Raw genomic sequence first — 18,982 nt, forward strand, 5'->3', positions numbered from 1 at the left:
ACTGACAACTCTCCCGGCAAACCAGGGATTAAACCGATGACCTTTCGCATATTGTTAATTTCATTACTGTTTTCCACTTCAGCTATGGCATTCGCAGGTAATGACTATAACTATACATTTATTAATACCGGCTTTGGTTACAATAATCAGAATCAGGGCACGCAAAACTTCGATGGAACCACCTGGTTCGTCAATGGTGCCTATAAAGTCCCATCCATACCCGTCATCCTGAACGCAGGATACGCCTACGGCCGCATTGATAAAGATGATGTTGCCAGTAATGTCGAGATTGATGGCAGCTCCTACTTTGCCGGAGCCAGCCTGTTATTAAAGCCAACGGACAGATTCCATGTCATTCCATCGGTCACCAGTGGCCGACTCAGAAACGGCCTGTCTGTGGATGCGGATGAGGTAAAGGATAAAGTCACAGCCTACACAGCGTCGGTCAGCGCCCGTTATCACCTGGAACAAGGCCTCTGGCTGAATTCCGGCTATATTCAGCAATACTATGACCGGGACGAAGATGACAATACCGGCTTCTTCACTGCCGGAGCAGAATATCAAGTGGATAATGAGTGGTCATTTGGCCTGAATTATCGCGGCAATTCTGATCAGTACACCACCCAGTTTTTTGTGAAACTCTTCTTCTGAGTGATCACTGAATTCGGCAATGTGTCCTCATTCCCACCAGAATCTGAACCATTTGGATGCCCCGCTGCCTGCTGCGGGGCTTAAATAAAGTTAACAAGACAGCTAAAAAGACAGAACAACGGCCCTGGTATCCGTATTTTTGGCCTTGAGCCCTCTCAAGCTGAAAGAACGGGACTGTTTGAGAATGTCCAGCTGAAGGCTGGCAGGATCACCCAGATATATAACCTCATAGTTGGCACTGCGATTCTGTATGGGCTGAACACTCACAGATTTGGTAAGAGGCAGGCTTTCCAGACAAGCCCGTAGTTCATCAACATCCCGCATACGATCGAAATTTTTCAGTGTTACCTGAATTTTGCTTCCGTTGTTGAACTGGCTGATAAACTGCTTCTTTATTGCACTGGTGAGCTTTGGCTGCAAATCTTCCATGGCATAACTCAGAGAGTTTTGTTCCCGAATAGTGGCCGAGTCAGAAATTTCAACGCTATTGTTTGGATCACTGGATACGTTAATCAAATCATCGCTACTGAAGCGGTCAGTAATACGGACTTTAATGGTCGTCTGCAGTCCGGTCATACCTCCCATTGCCTTATACTCATACTTGCTGATGTCAGTCTTGATGGTGTATCGAGCACTATTGGGCGAGGACGAAACCTCAAAACCACTGGTCGCCAGAAGTTCGCGCATCAGGCGATCAACCTCAGGTCTGTCCGTTTGAATTGCAAAGGATGGTCGCCCCATATTTTCCTGAATAGCGAGAATCTGCTGCTGACCGTCAGGAGGAGAGTCACTTACCTCGGCACTGATGATGATGAAGTAGTTGTTTCCTTCCTGGTACTCCTTGATCACCGTATAGCGCTGCACATGGCCAGAGGAAACCGTTGAAAGTTTTGCTCTCAAGGCTTCTGCGTTTTCAATCGTTGTTTTGGAGGCCATTTGCACCCCGCCATACTGTTCGACAGCACTGCGCAAAGCATTATTCAACGCTGTCGTGCGTGCAGCTTCCACACCTGATGACAAAGACGCAACACCACGGGCTTCAACAATGCTATCTTGCTTTTCAAACAGTTCAGAGAAATCACGGCTACGTTCTGAAATGACCATTACGTTATAGGTCATACCATCATGCTCACCGGTATTAAAACTCCATGCGGCTTTCAGAGTGCCTTCAACATTGCTGGTCAATGAGGTGTAGTACTCTTCGAGTACTGTATCACCTTTCCAGGATTGACTGGCCCGCTCTACAGAGGAAATCCGTTCCCCTTTAAGATAAGCCGTCAGAGATTTCATGGCATCCTGCCGTGCTATCTCTTGAGCAACATTGGCTTTACGGTGCATACCGAGACCAATTGCGATCACGGTACGTCCAAGCTCATTGTCATTCACCATGCCCATATACTGGTTATTAGCCAGCATTGTGGACACAGTTTTCTCAAGAGAAGCATTGGCTAATGCTGGCAACATTAGAAGTGCTGCCAGAATGAGAGCCCAACGTTTCATTAGTTAACGGCCCTCCTTACCAACCAAATGCGTCTTCTGCATCGGCATTGCCGCCTCCGGTATAAGTGCCGGAGGTAGCCGTACCTTGTGTGTTTTGAACGGGAACCTGCTGCTTCACAGGTTGCTGTGTCGCTACTGGAGGAACGACACGATTGCTGCTGGCAGCTTCTCTCTCGGCTTGGTTATAAACAGTCTTGTTGCTTTCAGCAATGCGAACAGATTGGTCCAAACCGTCTTTAGTGCCTTTGAGTTGCTGCTGTGATTGAACGTCCAGTACTTTGGTTTGGTACTGGCTGGCCTGCATAAGCCTGGCATTAACAACACTGGATGTATCAATGGAGTAAATGCTGACGTAAATATCCTGGCCAGAAAGCGGGTGGGTCACACGCCTGCCAAAACGCTTGGATAGACCTTGGACAGCACGATTTTCGATGCTCTGGCTGAGCTCGCTGGTAAAGCTTTCCGCAGCAATGCTGACGTCCTTTCCACCACTACTACTCAGGGTCGTCATTGCCTGCTCGGCTTTTTCATAGGCAGCAACGTCCGCATAAAGGGCTGTAGCCACTTGTTTACGCGCCATCAGTTCAGCGATACCACGGGCTTTTCGTTCAGAAGAAGAGCTACTGCCAACAGGGCTGGCAGCTATGCCAAGAATATGGAAATTACCAGAACTATCGCGGAACTTGCGCCCCCCTGTAGCGGTAGACCAGTCCTGGCTGCGTATATAATCAGCCAGATCTTGTTTCCCTTTGGGAAGCGTCATTGCTGCACCTGAAAGCAGAGCCCGTATCATCTCCTCTTGTTTTGGAGACCAGACGGTCACCATGGCAACTTTATACTGTTGCTTAATGTCATCCCATGATTCAAACTGAGCGGCAGTAATGGCACCATACAGAGGCATTTTGGAAACGGCTTCAGCCATACTATAGGCTTCACCTGTGACACTGCCTGCCAGCTGGTCCAGCTCGTTCATGGTGCTTTCATGTTCAGACATGGCTTCCTGATAATTGGCTTTAGCCTGCTCATATTGGGCTTGCTTATCAGCAGCGATTTCACCCTTATCGAAGTGCCCATCCAGCTTTTTGATAGCAGCTTCCATCAATGCATCGGCTCTATCACCAAAGGTGACACCTCGGAGCATTTGTGCTTCTTTGGCATCCATAACTTCCAACAGTTTGGCTACTCGCCCCCTCTGAGCAGCAGCTTTTCTTTCCAAATTTTCAAGTTTGTCTTTGAACTCAACATTAAGGTCTGTACCCGGAGTGCTGACACGATCTGCTGCAGACATATCAGTATATATGTACTGAATAATGGATCGTTTCGCATCCAGAGATGCTTCCATGGATTTCAGAGAACGCTTAATGATGAAACTGTCATCATAAGATGGATCTTCCGAGTCAAAAATAGCTTCACTTAGAGCGACATATACTCTTTTATCGCTGTTCCACCCCTCAAGCACCCCACCTTTATCCAGAAATTGATAAGCAAGATCCATCGCATCAACAGCAGCAGCGGACTGTGCAGGCATGGTTTGCAGCTGAGTGGTAACGGCTGTGGCAGGTGTTTCGACGATTTGTGGCTGGACAGAAACAGCAGTGACTTCTGGCGAAGCCGCTTCGGGTTTAAACTCTACAGCGTGTACTGCTGAAGAGACAGCCAGTGCCAGTAGTGTGGCTTTAAAGAGATATCTCATGGTTTGTTCTCAATAATTTGGATAGTGTTATAAGCAAATTTATTTATTGCGGCATACAGTTGCAGATAAGAAATGAACCGGGATGCTTCCTGCTTTAATCCCATGCGGTGAAGAGATTCTGTGTAACGTGAAATAGCTTCCAGGTTGCTGGGTTCAAGAGCGATCCACTGTAAATAAACAGCAGCAGCTTCCGGCCAATTTTGCCTTGCGATTAAGGCAGCTCCCAGATACTGCCAGCTCTCCTGATGACGAGGTGAGCTATTGATGCTTTCTTTTAGCAGAGAGATGATTGTGTCCAGTTCTCTACCCTGTTCAAAAAGGACTTTGGCATCGCTAAAGGCCTGGGCTGGCTGATCACTGAATGTGTTACTGAACAGAATATGTCCGGGCAGGCTCAGAGCGGCCGAATAAGGGCTGGCAAGATTCAGTTGGCCAGGTAGTTTGTGCAGGTAGGCAAGGGGATTCTTTTGCTGGTTTTCCTTAATCTGTGCAATAGCATTTGGTGCGCGTGCAGGCAAGGCTGTACTCTCAAAAGCAAGAATGGTTGTCTCAGGTAGAGATTTTTGTTTCAGGTGGTTATCAATGACATAGGCGCTGGCGGGAAGTTTGCAGAGCCAATCCAACGCAGGTGAGTTGTCAGCCTGCAATGCCAACAGTCTCTGCCTTTCGAGAAAAGGCTGCTGCGATGGCTGGTAATAGTTTGCCAGGCAGTATTTTTTTAACAGTTCTTTCTTTTCCCACTGCAGTGCAATCTCCTGCAACCCAAATTCCGAAAAGATCTTCCCCAGATAGTGGTAATGCTGACCGGCATCCAGCTGATGTAATAGTGTGGTGATATCTTCCGTGCTTATGTCTTCATTTTTGCTGGCCGTGATCAACCTTTTGATATCTTCTTCATTAGCTGCCAGAACATAGCGGTAGCTCTCTCCTTCCGGGCGGTTCACCAGAATACGGGATGGAAGCTTTTTCAGCCGGATGTCGCGCTGTCTGATCAGAGCCTGGTCAAGAGAGGAGCTACCTGTTGAAGATGAGAGGGCTTGTAGCTGGTAATGCTCTGTGATCTGCTGCCATGCAGAAATCATCGCTTTGGCTTTAGCCGAATTTCTGGATGTATCTCTTCCATACGGAAGAATCACCGTAGAAAAAACTATGCCGGAGTCGACGATAATGCCTGTTTTGCTGGCCGCATACTTGTCAAAATATAACGTATGTGACTGACCAAGAGTAACAGCCGAAGCTGCTACCCCCGGAGTACCAGACAGAGCAAAGACCATTACCAGGGCAGTAAGGATTTTCGTACTGCGCATACTGCTCAGTCCTTGTAGTTATCTTCCCATTCTGGAGGTAGCGGCATACCGTTGGATACGGCAAACAGCTCGTTCTTTTTGAAGAAGAGTGGATCAGCTTTGATTTCAGCGACCAGGTCCTGAACATCAGGATCATTAGACCAGCGTATAATTTTACCGCGACTGGCATCGGCCCCAGGAGTGACTTCAGCAATAGCCAATGGCAGATCCACCCCCATATCAGACATGTAAAGAGTTACGATCTGTTTGCCCATGAAACCGCTTTCATAGCCTTTATCGATTTGGAAATTACTGCCTCTAAAACCAACGACCTGTCCTCCAATTGGCAGTTTATTACCGATTTTATTTGCAACGATTTTAAGAGCGTTAATGGATGCCTGGTTCAGTGCATCCTGCTCTTGTTCTTGATCGAAACCACCAATCACCTTACCGCTTGGCAAGCGGAACAGGGTGCGAATGGCACGGCCTTCTGCGGAATCCGCTTCAATAATTTCATCTGTCTGGAAATCAATCAGCTGATAATCAACGCGGATTATGTACAGGACTTCGTTATGGTCAACGCGGTTATACTCTTCCTTCACAGCAGAAACACCGGCTACCAGCCCGTAATCGGCATTCAGGCCTTTACCAAAGCGCATGCGCGACAAGGCATCAGTTGTGCCCATATCCTGAAAACGTTTCTCAGCTGCTTTGCCTTTCTGGCCGAGATGGCGGGATACGATCGTGAAGCGTTTCAGCTTGCTGATCTCTGTCTCCATCATGGTAGAAACCGTTTCCAGTGGAAGGTCTGAGTAGCTGCTGGCATCTTTATTTGCAAAAAAGTTTGTAGCAACCACAAGACGCTTGTAGTTCTTGGTTGAATAGTTCTGTGGAAGTTCAATGGCCTTTTTGCTGGACTCATAATCGGCCTTACTCACAGTATGGAGTGAAGGGTCAATCTGCACTTTGCCCTGCATTCCTGCACACCCTGTCAGAATGGCAGCTGAAAGTGCGCAGACACAGAAATGTTTGATGCCAAAAGACATAATAATCTCGTGAATATGAAGGAGGAAAAAAAGAGCAGCTAAATAGCTGCTCTTTTATACTTTATCGGCCAGCGTAACTGATGGCGTTGTTGTAAATACCGTGGTATTTCTTCAGCATGGAGAGTGCATCAACGGTAAATGAGATCTGGTCACCGGCAAGGCTTGCACCCTTCATTGCGGAAGGCAATTTCATAGGATTGGACACCAGAGCTTTGATATCAATTTGCTGGACACTCTTCTGCAGCTTGTAAGCTTCAACTAACAGACCAAGAGACTGTTTCGTCATCTCGGAAGACGTATTCAGGAACGCGTCAAATTCTTTTTTCTCAGCTTCTGGCAGCTTTGCGTATTCTGCTTTGTAAGCTTCAGGATCGGTTTCAGCAAGTTTGGTCAGCTGGTTGTAACCTGCGAGTTCAACCTTCGTAATGTAGCTGTCTGTCAGTTTGATAGTTTTGTCAGTTCAAGTTACAAGCAATTGGCTCGACTCTGATTTGATTCTCAGGGCAATATTCTATGCTGAACTCCGCTTCTTCCGACGACTTCCAGCACTCTTTGCTTTGCCTTTTCGTTTAAACGGCTGGTTCGAAGGGGCAGGCAATCCGGCAACAGAGGGCAAGCCATCGTTCATGGTTTGCATCAATAACGCTCTCAGCTCCTGATCAAGCCCGCCCATAAAGGCACCGTAGCTGCCTTTTCGCTCAACAATGTCATTCAGAGAGGCTTCCCAGCGTGCGGTCATATCAGGCGTGGTCACTCTTTCCGGTAATGCGTTGACCAGGGCTCTGCCAGTGGCTGTTGCATGAATATTTCGGCCTTTGCGCTCCAGGAACTGGCGCTTGAACAAGAGTTCAATAATGCTGGCCCGGGTTGCCTCGGTTCCCAGGCCGTCGGTTTCACGGAGAATCTTGCGAATGTCTTTATCCTGAACAAATCGGGCGATGCCCGTCATGGCCGAAAGGAGTGTTGCATCATTAAATGGTTTGGGGGGCTGTGTCATTTTTTCCTTCAGCTCGGCTTCAGGACAATCAAGCACATCGCCTTTGGCCAGCTCAGGTAAAAAAGCACTCTCTTCATTATTTTCATCACCGACGGAACGCTGATGACTTTTGCCTGAATTCATCAGAACCTTCCACCCTTCCTCGACAGTCTGGCGGCTCCCGGCCCGGAAAAGGCCTTTTTCTATGTCGATATCGACGACTCTTTTTCTGAAAGTATGATCAGGATAAAACTGCGCAACATATTGTCTGGCAATTAATCCATACAACTTGCGATCCAGTTCAGACAATCGTTCAAGGTCCGTTCTCAGAGAGGTAGGAATAATACCGTGATGCGCCCCAACTTTTTTATCATTCCAGGCACTGGTTTTCCTTTCCGGCAACGCCTGATCCACCGCCTTCCCCAGCGAAGAGACATTGTGGCGAATCGTTGCCAACACTTCAGGTGCCTGGGATAAATGCTCTTCGGGCAGATAGCGACAGTCTGAACGGGGGTAAGTAATCAGTTTCTGCTCATAAAGACGCTGACAGCTATCAAGCACCGTCTTGGCATCCATACGCAGCTGCCTGGCAGCATCTATCTGCAGTGCCGACAACGAGTAGGGTAATGGCGGGGGTTCTTTGCCACGCTTATCTTCGACGCGTTTTACTGTCCCCTGCTTGCCGGTAATACGGTCCACCACATTCTGCGCCAGACGCCGATCCAGCACTCGCCCTTCCTCATCCATCCAGTTCTGGCAGGCTTCGCTGGGTAGCCATTTGGCTTTGAAGGTTTCCTCTTTTGCCGTTAACAAAGTGGCAAAAACCTCAAAGTACGGCTTAGGCTGAAAGTGTTCAATTTCGGCATCACGTCGGGCGACAAGACCCAGAATCGGTGTTTGCACCCGGCCGATGGAGAGCAGCCCATTAAAGCCAACCTTCCGGCCAAGCAATGTGCAGGCACGGGTCAGGTTAATACCGTAAAGCCAGTCTGCCCGGGAACGAGCCAGGGCAGAAACCGCCAGCGGTACAAACTCCTGGTTGGATCGCATCCGCCCAAGGGCCTGGGAAACGGCAGAAGGGTTCAGATCGCTGATTAATAAACGACGAACATCTTTTTTACGCTGGGCAGAGAGCTTCAGATAATCCAGCACTTCATCCACCAGCAACTGGCCTTCACGATCAGGGTCACCGGCATTGACAATAATATCAGCCCGTTTGAGCAGCTTATTGATCACTGATAACTGCCCACGCCCTCCCTTTCTGGGTCTCAATTTCCATTGCATGGGAACAATAGGCAGGTGCTCAAGCTTCCATGTTTTGAAGGCCGGATCATAGGCATCCGGCTCCTCCTGCTCAAGCAGGTGACCTATGCACCAGGTCACCACATCTCCTGACGCAGACTCGATATAGCCTTCCTGTTTTTTCAGGGGCTTTTTCAAAACATCGGCAATGGCTCGCCCAAGGCTGGGCTTTTCGGCGATAAATAACCGCATTCAAAAACAGTCCGGCTGACAATGACTAAAATACTGTTTTTTTATACAGCATAATTCACCATTTAGCGAGCATTCATCCGTTTTCTTACCAGCCCAGGTAGAGTCGGCTGTTGTTATTTTTCCAAAGGTGTTTCGAGTCTTGCATCTGTTGATAAAGCTTTTCCTTACTCCTTTCCTGATCAGGCACCTGATCAACCAATCCTGATGGCAGGTTCTGGTTAATCTCTGTTACAGCATCAACACTGTGCACTGGCACAGTATTATCACCCACCTCCGCCATAGGTTCTGAACTGGAATCCCGACTGTGTTCTGAAGGCCGGGCATCTTCACCACCAGAGTCCTGACCATTAATAAATGGCTCCTCAGCCCACGAAAATGACAGATCTTCCTGAAGTACCTCATAATCTCTCTGTCCGGTGTCATCGGTGTTTACTTCCTCTGCGGGGCTGAGTACACCGGCAATCTCGTCTTCAACAACTGAAACAGAGGGCTCCAGAACTATGGCTGAATCCTCTTCCGAAACAGGCTCCGGGTAAGGTTCATCATCAGGCTGTCTGACAAAGCCACAGAGGCGATTGATGGCTTCTTGCTCATTTTCCAGTGTGTAGAAAATCTCATAAGGTGGTTCGCAAGTTATCGGGGTTTGGGGCTTGTGATCTGTATGACCAACATGATTGTCAATAATGACATCCGGAACCCGGGGGTATTCAATGTCAAGATGACAAATCGATATTCCAGTACCTTTATCCCTCTGCCTCTCTGCCAGATAACGGCCCAGAATCGCCTTAAATGGTATAAATTCATCAAAGTAAACCGCTTCAGCGTTCAGCGCCCTGCATAAATGAGCAACCCCGAGTTTCACAGGATCTTCAATAACGGGTTTGACAAAATCAAGCCCATAGCTTTTAACCAGACTCAATACATGTTGTTCATGTACCTGATAACGAACGGTGATTTGGGGAAAGGTGATGATTATCCCATCGGCAGTAATACAGAGAATGTCCGTCACAGCCGCCGTCTCAGGCACAATGCTGATAACAAACCCTTCATCAGAAGGCCAGACTGGATAAACGCCGGCAGGATAGACATCCTCATAAAATTGGTTTCCATTCCTGAATACCCCCACGTTTCCCTCGGGAACTTTGTAGAGAAAAGGAATATAAGAATAGAGATCATAGGCTTCAACTTTTTCACCCGGAAAGAGTAAGAAAGAAAGAAACACAAATAACATTATCATTAGTTTCTCTTCCACAATTTAACTCCAGGTTCAAACAAAGACTTATCAGGGAGCAGTAGTTATAGCAAAGCAATGAACCGTCAAGACAAAATTGAAAACAAAAAAAGTAAAAAGCCAATCAGCAGGCTTTCATCCGGATATTGCCCGGTCACTGATCAACGTGGCAAATCATGCTACTCACCGATCAGCCGAAAGATATGGTAATCTGAATACCTCCAAACTCCCGGTTACCAAGCCTATGGCACCTCTGGATTACCTCAAGAAACTCACCTGCGATCGCCCTGAGCCGGTCACCTGCGCCCGGCCAGAGGATCTGATTACCGAGACCGAGAGTAACCGGGGTCGTATTATTCAATCAGCGGCCCTGCGCAGGCTTCAGCAGAAAACCCAGGTCTACCCACTGGAAACCAATGCAGCCGTCCGCAGTCGTCTTACCCACTCACTGGAAGTTCAGCAAACTGGCCGCTATCTGGCCAAAACCATTCTGGATCAACTAAAACAACATGGGGAGCTGGCAAAACTTGGTCTGGAAGGTATCGAAACGGCCTTTACCAATCTGGTAGAAATGTCCTGCCTGCTACACGACGTAGGTAACCCACCTTTTGGCCATTTTGGGGAAGCCGCGTTCAGCCGCTGGGTTCAGGATCATGGCGAAGCCTGCCATCACAAGGCAATGGCCAGACAATCCGCCGTCAATGGCCAAACCGGTCACTCAGAGCTTTTCTACCAGGTACTGTTACCGGATTTGTCCGTCTTTGAAGGCAACGCCCAGGGGCTGCGCATCATTCACAGCCTGCAGACACTCAACCTGACCTGGTCACAGCTGGCCGCCACCATCAAATACACCCGGGCACCTTATCAGAATCCGACAAGCGGATTTGCTTACCGTCAGAAAAAGCCCGGCTTCTACTACTCAGAACAGCGCCTTATCCAGGACATCTGGAAACATCTTGAGATACAGGAGAACTGTCGCTTTCCACTGGTCTACATCATGGAGGCAGCAGACGATATCTCTTACTGCATTGCCGATCTGGAAGATGCTGTTGATAAGGGCATTCTGTCATTCAGGGGCCTGAGCTTCTGGCTGAAAGAAGTGTGGCAGGAGTTCACCGGCGAAAAGAGCCAATACCTGCCGGATATCATTAAAACCGCAGAAAATGTTGCCAAAGACAACCCACAGAACTTTATTCGCCATTTACGCTCACAGCTGGTCCGGGATCTGGTCAGCTATGCTGCCAACCGATACCTGCAGAAGCATAAGGAAGTTTTTCATGGGACGCTGGATGAACCATTAATTGATGGCGGCTCAGACCAGCATCTGGCACTGAAAACACTGAAAACCGTCGCCATACGACATGTGTTCAGTAGTCAGGAAAAAGAAACACCGGAACTGCGCGGATATGCGGCCCTGATGGGCTTGCTCGATATCTATCGCCCCATTCTGGAACTCCCCGGCACCGCATTCGCAAACCTCGATAATCTGGATGATAGCGAACACTTTATCGAGCATCGACTCAATCACCGACTGTCCCGGAAGTATAAAGCAGCCTATGTTCGGGCTGTGCATCAAATGCGTCAGGAACAGCATTCTCCCGCTGAACAGAACGATCTTGAATGGTATTTCCGGACGAGACTGATTCTGGACTATGTGGGTGGCATGACAGACTACTTCGTACTTACGGAGTATCAGAGCCTATCGGCAATTTAAACCATGAGGAACGCTTTTGCGTTCCTCCTTTCATGGTCTTCAGCCATTGGGCTCCTTCGTTCTCGAAGTATTTTCTGCTGGAATGATAGCCCATGTCATAGATAGACCGTAGCTGATCCGGCTTCACCATAAAAGCGCTGCAGTCCTCGATACCCTCCGGTGCCAATGACACCTCCGGCAAGTTGATATTGGAAAACTGCCGGGCAGAACTGTAAATCTGAAATACCCTGTCCAGTACATCAAAGGTGTTGGCGAAATGCTCACAGGGCCTGGACATAACCGGAGCAAGATACATCCCGATATGATGGCGACACTGGTCGTTAATCAGGTCTGAAGGATAGTTATTGATAATCCCGCCATCCGCATAGACGGTCCCCTGCCATTTAACCGGGGTAAACATGCCCGGATAAGCGGACGATGCCGTTAAAGCATTAATCAGTGGACCACTGTTAAATACCGTCTGCTGCGCTCTGTTCAAATCAGTAGCAACCACATACAGAGGTTTTTTCAATGATTCAAAACTATCTTCCGGGAAATAAGCCTGAAAATTTTTCGCGATCTTCTCTGAGTCAATCAATCCGAGTGCATTGAACGACAGGTTTCTAAAGCTGAACATTCGGGTCGAGACAAAGAAGTCCAGAATCTCTGCCGGTGCATATCCGGCACTGTGCAGAGCACCGACCATCGCACCACCGCTGGCACCGGAAATAATATCCGGCTCGATTCCATGCTCGTTCAGGTACTGCAGTAAGCCAATCTGAGCCATGCATTTTGCCCCACCACCGGACAGGGTCAGGCCCAACCGATAGGGTTTGCTTTTAAAAAGCTCTGTCGTGAACATGCTCATAGATGAAAGCGCCACCTCTGGAAAGTAACGTTGCTTGCAAAAAAACTGAAGCAGCCTCCTGGCCCTCGGAAAGTTTTTGCTCAAGCCGACATTATGTCATGAGCCCCGCTCTGGGCTAAAGTAAATCTCAACCGAATCCCTAGCCGCTGCGCTTATCAGTGTGGAAAGCGGCAATTGTCGCTGATCATGCTGGATTTTTGTGCTGCTAAAATCATCATATATTTCAATTGGTTACCAGGATGGGGCGGAGACCTTTCTCAAGGAGTTTGAAATAAAAGCACTGTTTTGCGTACAAAAACACTGGTTTTGAGGGAATTTCATCGTTTTTTTGTAACCAATCAGCAGCTCAGCGACGAGGGTATTTATCAGCCTCCAGCCGGAAAGTTCGACACCATCGAAGTGCTTGAAAATGGCAATGCCAGCCTGGTAAAACTGGACGGCAGCAGTGCCGAATTTGACCCGGTCGGAAGGCTTGTCGCCAGACGGGATGCCAATAAAAAAGAAGTACTGTACCGCTATGATGATGAAGATCGTCTGACTCAAATTGGCGATACCCATGGCCGGAGCCTCAACTTAACCTATGGGTTAAATGGGCGAGTCGCCACCGTGGGTGATCACTCTGGACGACAATGGGTATATGACTATGATGCCATCGGTAACCTGGTGTCAGTCACTGATCCCGTCGGCGGTGTAAGAAAGTACGATTACAAGGATTACCTGATTTCGACTGATCCGCAGAAATGGCACCAGCTTACCCGGATCACCGATGCCAGCGGTGTAGTTGTCACAGAGGTTACTTATAATGGGCATAAGGTAAGCTCCTATACTGAGGGTGCAAACCGATACTCGTATAACTATGATGGCAGGAGCAGTCGTGTCACCAAAACTGATAGCCTGAAAAGTGCCTGGACTTTTGTGTACGATAGCCATGGTCAAATTGTCACTGATACCAACCCTATGGGGCAATCTGTACTCCGCGAATACAACAGCAATGGCTATCAGCAGAAGCTCACCGACGCTGCTGGTAACCACTGGTCAAGCCAGTTTGATGCATTAGGCAGAAAGCTCAGTGCTGTCAATCCATATGAGCAAACGACGCAGCTTGAGTATAAAGGCGATAAGCCGTGGCCTGTGAAGGTAACCTCCCCCAGCGGCAGGGCCTCTCTTTTTACCTATGATGATTCAGGTAACCTGATAACGATGACAGACTCATCTGGAGCGGTGACGCAAATGAAGTGGTCTGATACCGGCTATCCTACTCAAAGACGCCCTCGGCAACACCGCCACCATGGCATGGAATGCACGGGGATTAATGCTCAGTGCCACCGACCCACTGGGCCGCACCACTCGTATTCAGTACGATGATCTGGGCAGGCCGGTGAAAACCCTGCGCCCCGATGGCCAGTCATCCACCGTCGTTTACGACGAACTGGACCGGGTCGTTGCCGCTACTGACGCACTCAACCAGACGACAAAGTTCAGCTACGATGCCGCAGGCCGCCTGCTTACCGTTACGGATGCCGCCGGGGGTGTTACTGCATTCCAGTATGACCAGTACGGCAGGCAGATCAGCGAAACCCGCCCCGATGGCAGCGCCATCACCCACACCTACCGGGCGGACAACCTGCTAGCCAGCAGCACCGACCCACGGGGTATTGAAACCACCTATCAATACGACGCGGCCAAGCGACTGATCCGGATCGATGCTCAGGGAGAAATCACCCAATACACCTACGATGCCAACGGTCGCATGCTCAGCGCCACCAACCCCGAAAGCCAGCTGAGCTGGAGCTACGACAAGGCCGGGCATACCCTTCAGGAAACCGCCGACGGCAGAACCATTGCCCTGCAATACAATGCCGAGAGCGAACCGGTGGAACAAACCATCGCCGGGGAAACCCTCAGCTATGCCTGGGACAAACGTGGCTTGATAGCGGGCATGACCAGCCCCGATGGTACCCACACCTTTAACTGGGACGCCATTGGTCAGATGAAAGGCATCAATTACCCCAATGGTCGCACCAGCAACTGGGATTACGACGCCGCAGGCCAGCTGACCCGCCAGAACTACACCGATGTGGCCGGTATCGACTACGGCTATGAATACAACAGTAACGGCCTGCTTACTCAGCGAACTGGCGACGGTGCCCAGTGGTCTTACCAGTACGACGCCATCGACCGGCTGGTCAGCGCAACCCACGGTGCAGAAACCTATAACTACCAGTACGATGCATTAGGCAACCGGCAGGAAGCCGGACAACAATACGACGCCTTCAACAAATTACTGGAAGACAGCACCCATACCTATCAGTACGACGCCGCTGGCAACCTGGTGAAGAAAATCAGCAAGGCGGACAACCGCTACGAAACCTTTGGCTACAACCACCGTGGTCGTCTGGTGCGGTTTGAAGCCTTCGCTGCCGGTGCCACTACGCCAGCCACCATCGCTGAATACGCTCACGATGCGTTAGGCCGCCGGGTGCTGAAAACCGTTAACGGCACAGCGACTCGCTTCCAGTGGCAGGGTAACAGTATTGTTGCGGAATACGACAGTAACGATACACTGACCAAACAGTACCGTTATGCCCTGGGTTTTGCACCATTGCAGTACAAAACGACGGAGGGTGTGTATGATGTGCATGCAGACCAGCTGTCCACTCCCAGAGCCATGACCGATCAGGCAGGCAGCACCGCCCGGGCAACCAGCCTCTCACCTTATGGCGTGGCAGATATCACCCGTGGTGAAAGCCTTGGGTTCAATATCCGCTTCCCCGGCCAGTATGCGGATGGTGAGAGTGGGTTGTATTACAACCGGTTCAGGGATTATGCGCCGGGCAGTGGGCGGTATGTGCAGAGTGATCCGATTGGGTTACTGGGTGGTGTGAATTTATTTGTTTATGGATTAGCAAACCCGATTTCACAAGTGGATTTATATGGCTTGTGGTCCTTTGGTGTTGAGGCCTATTTAGGCATTGGAGGTGGCGTTAATGTTGCCTACTCTGGTGGAACTCTGGAAGTTACAGGAAGGCTTGGAGTAGGTATTGGAGGAGGAGCCTCTATTGATCCATATGGCACACCTTCGCCACATTCTGAAGCATGTGGTTCTGGCTATATTGCAAGAACTTCTTTTACTGCTTCTGCTGGAGTTGGATATGGGCCTGTGAGCCGAGGTGTTACTGCGTCAGCTACCAGTGGGAATGCTATTACAACACCAGTTGGAGGGTGGTTCACGCAAAGGTCTGATTGGGGCGGAATTGATGGTAACAATACCATGGGACTTGGTGCACGGCTGGGCGTATCTGCAGGTGTAGAAATTGGGAGTTACTCAAATTGGTAAAATTACCTGTTATTACTGGCAAAGTAAAAATTGTTATTGTTTTATTCTTGCTAGTCGCTGGCTTTCAAGCTTTGGTTAGATACTCGCTTGATAATGATCCAAAGAGAGAAAGTATCCAGCTGTGGGTGCTCAGCAAACAAGAGGTTATGCGCCTGGTTGGTGAAAATGCGGCGGCTAAATTAAAAGAAAAAATTAGTGTACATGCATCTCCTGAAAAATCTGCGTATGAGAAATATACGTTCCACCTTATTGGTTCAAGGGGGGGGCACTAGTTACTGTAATTGTTGACTCCAGTGACAGTTACGAGCTAGAAAAAGTTGTGCCTTTAGAGATGAAATAAAGCACCCTGAGTATCGCTTCCATATTCGGCATGGAAGCCTTTCTTCCTTCACATCAACGCCAGATCCACCAATAGTTTTTCAGCACTTTGTTTTTGCCTCATGAAAGCAATGATGAATGCCGTCCCTGTTGATTCATCAAAACGATAAATCACTTTGTAGTTCTGCATCAGGTTCAGTTGCCAGTAGTCGTGGATGCCAATCAGTGCCAGTTCCGGGCATACCGGGCGTATAGCAACTTCTTTTATCCGCTGTTCTGTGTTGATAAGTAGCTCAGTCAACAGTGCGTTTAACTCTTCTTCCTCAAAAAAAGCACTCATATAGCCTTTTAACAGACTGAGGGTTTGAAAACCGGTTTCAGTGATTGTTACGATGACCGGCTCATTCATTACGTAATCTCTGGATCGCCTCTTCCGTGGATAGGGTTTCGCCCTGGCGTATGTCTCGTTCTGCCCGATTGACCAGCTTAAGCAGGGCAATGGCTTCATCCCGCATTTTGGCTTCCTGTTCGGAGTAGATTCGATAAACCGGCAAGCCATGCTGGGTGATTCTCAGCGGGCCATCATCCACATTGAGTTTGGCGGCATTTTGCTTCAGGTAGCTTAACGTCTGGGTTTCCATGGACTTTTCCTTTAATGGTCTATTAATAGACTGATTATAGACCATATTCGATTTGGTGTTCAGGGTTGTGAAGTTTCATTGGGTCGCTTTTTCATTGGTTGGCAGGCTGCCAGTGCTGAGTATTGAGTCTCAGAACTTCAGTGTTTGCTATGGAGAGTGAATTTGCCGGTGTTACCCGCATGCAGGATGCATTACCATAACTGCTACAAAGTAATGATAATAACGTAAAGATGTCACTATGATACCGGGCTGTTCAGAATCAACAGGCCAGAAAGGATTCACTCTCATCGAGCTACTGGTGTGGTTGTGATTACGGGTGTCTTACTCAGCCTTACCTTAATCAATCGGCTTCAGAACCACCATGAAAATTTACCCGCTGCCCAGGCGCAGCGGCTGATCGTGATGATGACCAGCGCCAGGGATCAAGCGGTGGCGCAAAACCGTGAGCTGGGGTTGTCGATTGACGATGGGAATCTTTATGTGGTGGCAGCTTAATGACAATCGTATGCGCTGGCAGCCTGTTGCAGAACCCTCTTTTCAGCCATACCGCCTACCGGAAAATCTGTTGGTCCGTTTGAGCGTGAGCCATTTCCAGGAGCCAGTTAACACTGGCGAAGCCGTTATCCCTGATCTGGTTTTCTTTCGTGACCGACAGGTGACGCCTTTTCAATTAAGTATCTCAGGCTCTGGTGATGCCAAGCGTATCACTATAGGCAGCGACGGTTTATCTGATGTTGCTATCATGGAGTAAGCACAAAGGGCTCACGCTGATGGAAGTGATGGTGGCTTTGGTTATTTTTTCTGCTACTGCTGCCATGTTGGTGCTGACTGACGGAAATACCGCCAAACAAACCCGGCATGTGCGCACCAGGCTGCTTGCCGCACAAGTTGCTCATTATTATTTGAACTCTGCCTACGCGGAACCGTGGCGTGTGGTGATTGGGCAGCGGGCGGAGCATCGGCAGCAGTTGGGCTATTCGTGGTTTGTGGTACAGCAGGTTACGCCGACTTCTTCACCATTGCTGAGCCACTTACCCGGTATTGGTCATCAGTGTTTCGACGTACTTTTTCGGGGTCGGGGATGGATGGGGGAATCTGGAAGTTTTTGCAGATGGGGTTCTGGCAGCAATTGACCTGAATTCCTTCTACCGGCTCAGGCACCCTTGGTATTTTTACAGCAGAAGATATCTTGGGCAAAACTACGCTCCCTGTACATGCAAAAAACTCCTTTTTTTACAGTGTAGCAAGGGATATTTATAACGTCATTTCACCCGTATTAGGGAAGCGGCTTGAACCGAATCCAGACAAGTCATAATATCGCCAATAATTTCCAGGGGAGGCAAGGAGATGACCGAACAACAGGAAACCCATCCGTTTACGCTGCACGATACCCGTGTTCCCCGTTTTATCTATGGCACGGCCTGGAAAGAACAGGCCACCTCCGAGCTGACACTGAAAGCCCTGAATAACGGTTTCACAGCCATAGACACCGCCAATCAGCGCAAACATTATTTTGAGCAAGGGGTTGGGGAAGCTCTGCAGAACTTTTACCAAACCAGTGGCAAGTGCCGTGAAGACCTCTTCCTGCAAACGAAATTTACCTACGCTGAAGGACAGGACAACCGTCTGCCCTACCATCCTGAAGCCGATACCAAAACTCAGGTTGAGCAGTCCCTTCTCTCATCATTGGAGCACTTGAACACGGATTACCTTGATGCTTATCTGCTGCATGGTCCATCCCGGTCACATGGACTCAGTGACCGGGACTTTGCCGTCTGGGAAGCAATGGAAGGCTTCTATCGGTCCGGCCAAATCAAACTTCTGGGGGTCAGCAATGTAAATCACCAACAGCTGGAGCTCCTGAACCACCATGCGGCGATCAAGCCCATGCTGGTGCAGAACCGCTGCTTTGCCAGAACCGGATGGGACGCCAATATCCGTGCGCTATGCCATCGACATAACATTCTTTACCAGGGGTTTTCGTTACTGACAGCCAACACCCAACTGTTGGCAATGCCTGAATGTCAGACCATTATGAAGAGGACAGGATTAACCGGACCACAGGTCATTTTTCAGGCAGCATTAAAAATGGGGATGATTGTCTTAACAGGCACCAGTGATACAAAACACATGCAACAGGATCTGAATTGTTTGCAGACGCCACTGACGGATGATGAAGTGAATATGATAGAACAACTGATGGCTTAAAATTCAGGCGACATCTCTGAAAATAAAAAAAAAAAGCCAG

20 protein-coding genes are annotated in these 18,982 nt (G+C 49.0%); 10 read left to right on the forward strand and 10 right to left on the reverse strand.

The window, feature by feature from the left end; all coding sequences use genetic code 11:
* A partial coding sequence (locus ACO6V1_RS00625) for a hypothetical protein (protein WP_422465414.1) occupies positions 1 to 651 on the forward strand: 651 nt, incomplete at its 5' end.
* Positions 652 to 753: 102 nt separating this feature from the next.
* Here the strand turns inward: ACO6V1_RS00625 and ACO6V1_RS00630 are convergent.
* From ACO6V1_RS00630 to ACO6V1_RS00660, 7 genes are all read right to left on the reverse strand, one after another.
* A complete protein-coding gene (locus ACO6V1_RS00630; protein ID WP_422463382.1) occupies positions 754 to 2,151 on the reverse strand; it encodes a flagellar assembly protein T N-terminal domain-containing protein in 1,398 nt (465 codons plus the stop codon).
* A gap of 16 nt (positions 2,152 to 2,167) precedes the next feature.
* Positions 2,168 to 3,844, reverse strand: a complete 1,677-nt coding sequence (locus ACO6V1_RS00635) for a hypothetical protein (protein ID WP_422465416.1) — start codon at positions 3,842 to 3,844, stop codon at positions 2,168 to 2,170.
* Positions 3,841 to 5,151 (reverse strand): hypothetical protein, encoded by a 1,311-nt coding sequence (locus ACO6V1_RS00640; protein ID WP_422465418.1) that lies wholly within the window; start codon positions 5,149 to 5,151, stop codon positions 3,841 to 3,843. Before ACO6V1_RS00640 ends, ACO6V1_RS00635 begins: the two co-directional genes overlap by 4 nt.
* 5 nt (positions 5,152 to 5,156) lie before the next feature.
* Positions 5,157 to 6,176: a hypothetical protein gene (locus ACO6V1_RS00645; RefSeq protein ID WP_422449005.1), complete on the reverse strand. Its 1,020-nt coding sequence runs from the start codon at positions 6,174 to 6,176 to the stop codon at positions 5,157 to 5,159.
* Between the two features lie 61 nt (positions 6,177 to 6,237).
* Positions 6,238 to 6,462: a hypothetical protein gene (locus tag ACO6V1_RS00650; RefSeq protein ID WP_422449007.1), complete on the reverse strand. Its 225-nt coding sequence runs from the start codon at positions 6,460 to 6,462 to the stop codon at positions 6,238 to 6,240.
* A gap of 225 nt (positions 6,463 to 6,687) precedes the next feature.
* Positions 6,688 to 8,646, reverse strand: a complete 1,959-nt coding sequence (locus tag ACO6V1_RS00655) for a DNA topoisomerase III (RefSeq protein WP_422449009.1) — start codon at positions 8,644 to 8,646, stop codon at positions 6,688 to 6,690.
* An 85-nt stretch (positions 8,647 to 8,731) separates the two neighbouring features.
* Complete coding sequence (locus tag ACO6V1_RS00660) at positions 8,732 to 9,877, reverse strand: SPFH domain-containing protein (RefSeq protein WP_422465420.1); 1,146 nt, start codon at positions 9,875 to 9,877, stop codon at positions 8,732 to 8,734.
* Between the two features lie 97 nt (positions 9,878 to 9,974).
* Here ACO6V1_RS00660 and dgt point away from each other — a divergent pair, with 97 nt between their 5' ends.
* Complete coding sequence (gene dgt / locus ACO6V1_RS00665; protein ID WP_422465421.1) at positions 9,975 to 11,591, forward strand: dGTPase; 1,617 nt, start codon at positions 9,975 to 9,977, stop codon at positions 11,589 to 11,591.
* On the opposite strand, the gene ACO6V1_RS00670 is transcribed toward dgt, so the two are convergent.
* Positions 11,560 to 12,438 (reverse strand): patatin-like phospholipase family protein, encoded by an 879-nt coding sequence (locus ACO6V1_RS00670; RefSeq protein ID WP_422449015.1) that lies wholly within the window; start codon positions 12,436 to 12,438, stop codon positions 11,560 to 11,562. The genes dgt and ACO6V1_RS00670 overlap by 32 nt on opposite strands.
* Positions 12,439 to 12,723: 285 nt before the next feature.
* Between ACO6V1_RS00670 and ACO6V1_RS00675 the strand changes: the two genes are divergently transcribed.
* Genes ACO6V1_RS00675 through ACO6V1_RS00685 form a run of 3 tightly spaced genes read left to right on the forward strand, consistent with a single transcriptional unit; the run spans position 12,724 to position 16,047 of the window.
* On the forward strand, positions 12,724 to 13,803 hold the full coding sequence (locus ACO6V1_RS00675) for a hypothetical protein (RefSeq protein WP_422449017.1): 1,080 nt from the start codon (positions 12,724 to 12,726) through the stop codon (positions 13,801 to 13,803).
* Entirely contained in the window at positions 13,727 to 15,775 is a 2,049-nt protein-coding gene (locus ACO6V1_RS00680; RefSeq protein WP_422465423.1) for an RHS repeat-associated core domain-containing protein, read from the forward strand. Before ACO6V1_RS00675 ends, ACO6V1_RS00680 begins: the two co-directional genes overlap by 77 nt.
* Complete coding sequence (locus tag ACO6V1_RS00685) at positions 15,769 to 16,047, forward strand: hypothetical protein (RefSeq protein ID WP_422465425.1); 279 nt, start codon at positions 15,769 to 15,771, stop codon at positions 16,045 to 16,047. Before ACO6V1_RS00680 ends, ACO6V1_RS00685 begins: the two co-directional genes overlap by 7 nt.
* A gap of 116 nt (positions 16,048 to 16,163) precedes the next feature.
* On the opposite strand, the gene ACO6V1_RS00690 is transcribed toward ACO6V1_RS00685, so the two are convergent.
* Entirely contained in the window at positions 16,164 to 16,502 is a 339-nt protein-coding gene (locus tag ACO6V1_RS00690) for a hypothetical protein (protein WP_422449023.1), read from the reverse strand.
* Complete coding sequence (locus ACO6V1_RS00695; protein WP_422449025.1) at positions 16,495 to 16,734, reverse strand: hypothetical protein; 240 nt, start codon at positions 16,732 to 16,734, stop codon at positions 16,495 to 16,497. Before ACO6V1_RS00695 ends, ACO6V1_RS00690 begins: the two co-directional genes overlap by 8 nt.
* Positions 16,735 to 16,972: 238 nt before the next feature.
* On the opposite strand from ACO6V1_RS00695, the gene ACO6V1_RS00700 reads away from it, so the two are divergent.
* From ACO6V1_RS00700 to ACO6V1_RS00720, 5 genes are all read left to right on the forward strand, one after another.
* A complete protein-coding gene (locus ACO6V1_RS00700) occupies positions 16,973 to 17,044 on the forward strand; it encodes a type II secretion system protein (protein ID WP_422449565.1) in 72 nt (23 codons plus the stop codon).
* Positions 17,041 to 17,229, forward strand: coding sequence for a hypothetical protein (locus ACO6V1_RS00705; protein WP_422465427.1), 189 nt, complete (start codon positions 17,041 to 17,043; stop codon positions 17,227 to 17,229). Before ACO6V1_RS00700 ends, ACO6V1_RS00705 begins: the two co-directional genes overlap by 4 nt.
* Positions 17,213 to 17,485 carry a hypothetical protein gene (locus ACO6V1_RS00710; protein ID WP_422465429.1) on the forward strand — a complete coding sequence of 91 codons (273 nt, stop codon included), beginning with the start codon at positions 17,213 to 17,215 and terminating at the stop codon, positions 17,483 to 17,485. Before ACO6V1_RS00705 ends, ACO6V1_RS00710 begins: the two co-directional genes overlap by 17 nt.
* Complete coding sequence (locus ACO6V1_RS00715) at positions 17,466 to 17,867, forward strand: type II secretion system protein (protein ID WP_422465431.1); 402 nt, start codon at positions 17,466 to 17,468, stop codon at positions 17,865 to 17,867. The genes ACO6V1_RS00710 and ACO6V1_RS00715 overlap by 20 nt, the downstream gene beginning before the upstream one ends.
* 214 nt (positions 17,868 to 18,081) lie before the next feature.
* A complete protein-coding gene (locus ACO6V1_RS00720) occupies positions 18,082 to 18,942 on the forward strand; it encodes an aldo/keto reductase family protein (RefSeq protein WP_422459426.1) in 861 nt (286 codons plus the stop codon).
* Positions 18,943 to 18,982: the final 40 nt, after the last annotated feature.

The sequence above is a fragment of the Endozoicomonas sp. ALC013 genome, assembly GCF_049310205.1.
Taxonomy (GTDB): domain Bacteria; phylum Pseudomonadota; class Gammaproteobacteria; order Pseudomonadales; family Endozoicomonadaceae; genus Endozoicomonas.

Bases quoted from the DNA above. Each gene is read 5' to 3' on its own strand.
- ACO6V1_RS00630 (WP_422463382.1), bottom strand. From the start codon at position 2,151: ATGAAACGTTGGGCTCTCATTCTGGCAGCACTTCTAATGTTGCCAGCA.
- ACO6V1_RS00635 (WP_422465416.1), bottom strand. From the start codon at position 3,844: ATGAGATATCTCTTTAAAGCCACACTACTGGCACTGGCTGTCTCTTCA.
- ACO6V1_RS00640 (WP_422465418.1), bottom strand. From the start codon at position 5,151: ATGCGCAGTACGAAAATCCTTACTGCCCTGGTAATGGTCTTTGCTCTG.
- ACO6V1_RS00645 (WP_422449005.1), bottom strand. From the start codon at position 6,176: ATGTCTTTTGGCATCAAACATTTCTGTGTCTGCGCACTTTCAGCTGCC.
- ACO6V1_RS00650 (WP_422449007.1), bottom strand. From the start codon at position 6,462: ATGACGAAACAGTCTCTTGGTCTGTTAGTTGAAGCTTACAAGCTGCAG.
- ACO6V1_RS00655 (WP_422449009.1), bottom strand. From the start codon at position 8,646: ATGCGGTTATTTATCGCCGAAAAGCCCAGCCTTGGGCGAGCCATTGCC.
- ACO6V1_RS00660 (WP_422465420.1), bottom strand. From the start codon at position 9,877: ATGTTATTTGTGTTTCTTTCTTTCTTACTCTTTCCGGGTGAAAAAGTT.
- ACO6V1_RS00670 (WP_422449015.1), bottom strand. From the start codon at position 12,438: ATGAGCATGTTCACGACAGAGCTTTTTAAAAGCAAACCCTATCGGTTG.
- ACO6V1_RS00680 (WP_422465423.1), top strand. From the start codon at position 13,727: ATGGCATGGAATGCACGGGGATTAATGCTCAGTGCCACCGACCCACTG.
- ACO6V1_RS00690 (WP_422449023.1), bottom strand. From the start codon at position 16,502: ATGAATGAGCCGGTCATCGTAACAATCACTGAAACCGGTTTTCAAACC.
- ACO6V1_RS00695 (WP_422449025.1), bottom strand. From the start codon at position 16,734: ATGGAAACCCAGACGTTAAGCTACCTGAAGCAAAATGCCGCCAAACTC.
- ACO6V1_RS00710 (WP_422465429.1), top strand. From the start codon at position 17,213: ATGTGGTGGCAGCTTAATGACAATCGTATGCGCTGGCAGCCTGTTGCA.
- ACO6V1_RS00715 (WP_422465431.1), top strand. From the start codon at position 17,466: ATGTTGCTATCATGGAGTAAGCACAAAGGGCTCACGCTGATGGAAGTG.
- ACO6V1_RS00720 (WP_422459426.1), top strand. From the start codon at position 18,082: ATGACCGAACAACAGGAAACCCATCCGTTTACGCTGCACGATACCCGT.